This is a genomic window from Phycicoccus sp. DTK01, assembly GCF_017312765.1.
Lineage (GTDB): Bacteria > Actinomycetota > Actinomycetes > Actinomycetales > Dermatophilaceae > Phycicoccus > Phycicoccus jejuensis.
Window position 1 is genome coordinate 1 of the sequence record NZ_BOPU01000048.1, and the last position, 546, is coordinate 546.

General features: G+C 62.1%; 2 protein-coding genes. Both read right to left on the reverse strand.

Going from position 1 to position 546, the window contains the following annotated elements:
* Nucleotides 1–8 precede the first annotated feature (8 nt).
* Complete coding sequence (gene rpsQ / locus J3473_RS19325) at nucleotides 9–290, reverse strand: 30S ribosomal protein S17 (RefSeq protein WP_207025419.1); 282 nt, start codon at nucleotides 288–290, stop codon at nucleotides 9–11.
* Entirely contained in the window at nucleotides 287–523 is a 237-nt protein-coding gene (rpmC, locus tag J3473_RS19330) for a 50S ribosomal protein L29 (RefSeq protein WP_207025420.1), read from the reverse strand. The genes rpsQ and rpmC overlap by 4 nt, the downstream gene beginning before the upstream one ends.
* Between the last annotated feature and the right edge of the window lie 23 nt (nucleotides 524–546).

The following is a 546-nucleotide window of genomic DNA, read 5'->3' on the forward strand; positions in this document are numbered from 1 at the left end:
TCGGTTTCTTACTTGGCCTTCTCGGGGCCCTCGCCGAGACGCCAGTGCTTGGTCGCGGACAGCGGACGGGTCTCCATCAGCTGCACGCGGTCACCGATGCCTGCGACGCCGTTCTCGGCGTGCGCCTTCACCTTGCTGGTGCGCCGGATGATCTTGCCGTAGAGCGGGTGCTTGACCCGGTCTTCGAGCTCGACCACGATCGTCTTCTCCATCTTGTCGGAGACGACGTATCCGGTGCGGACCTTGCGGCTGCCGCGCTCTTCAGTGCTCACTGCTTTTTCCTCACTCATGCCGCGTCACCTGCGTCCGGACCAACGGCCAGCCCGAGCTCACGCTCACGCAGAACGGTGTAGATACGCGCGATCTCGTGACGAACGGTACGAAGTCGACGGTTGTTGTCCATCTGACCCGTTGCCATCTGGAAACGAAGGTTGAACAGCTCTTCCTTCGACTCACGAAGCCGGGTGACCAGCTCTTCTTCGGTGAGCTCGCGGAGCCCTGCGGCTGGGGTTCCAGTAGCCATCAGAACTGCTCCTCCCTTGTCAC